This is a genomic window from Vibrio sp. 10N.222.46.A1 (assembly GCF_041473595.1).
In the GTDB taxonomy this organism is placed as follows: Bacteria; Pseudomonadota; Gammaproteobacteria; order Enterobacterales; family Vibrionaceae; genus Vibrio; species Vibrio tasmaniensis_A.
On record NZ_JBFRSN010001256.1, the window covers coordinates 1 to 844 of the forward strand.

At 46.0% G+C, this 844-nt stretch carries 1 protein-coding gene; it reads left to right on the plus strand.

From position 1 onward, the window contains the following. Positions 1-70: 70 nt before the first annotated feature. Positions 71-844 (plus strand): AbgT family transporter (locus AB4496_RS25725; protein WP_372132683.1); only part of this gene is annotated, 774 nt, incomplete at its 3' end.

Below are 844 nucleotides of genomic sequence, written 5' to 3' on the forward strand. Positions count from 1 at the left end.
TGCTGTACCAATAGGCCATGGTCAAAACTTATATTAGGCCTAAACAAACAACATCACATATGGAGTTACAATGAGTAACCAAGCCGTAAAAAAAGCACCATCGACTGAGAAGATCAGTGGTATGGACCGCTTTCTAAACTTCATTGAACGCGCCGGCAACAAAATTCCAGATCCAGCAATTCTGTTCTTCTGGGCTCTAGTTATTGTATGGGTAGCATCTGCACTTTTATCGAATCTTTCATTCGACTTAATCAACCCTCAAACGGGTGCTGCTCTTGAAGTAAACAACCTACTTACTGGTGAAGCGCTTGCTAGCTTCCTAGCGAATATGGTTACCACGTTCACAGGCTTCGCACCGCTAGGCATCGTACTTGTTGCTATGCTAGGTGTTGGCGTTGCTGACTCTTCAGGCTTCATTACGACTGGCCTTAAGAAGATGCTTAACTTCACGCCAGCTAAGTTGCTAACGCCAATGCTAATTCTTGTTGCTATCGTGTCTCACACAGCAGCAGATGCAGGTTACGTTCTAGTAATCCCTCTTGGCGGTATCATCTTCCACGCAGCGGGTCGTCACCCTCTAGCGGGTATTGCAGCAGCGTTTGCTGGTGTATCAGGTGGTTTCTCAGCGAACTTCATTCCTTCAGGTATTGATCCGCTACTAGCAGGTTTCACTCAAACAGCGGCAAACGTTCTTGACCCTGCATACGTGATCAACCCTCTAGCGAACATCTTCTTTACTGGTTTGTCTTCAATTCTAATTGTGGCAATTGGTTGGTACGTTACAGAGAAAATCATCGAGCCTCGTCTTGCCAATACGCCTGTCGATGAAGATGCAGAACAAGCA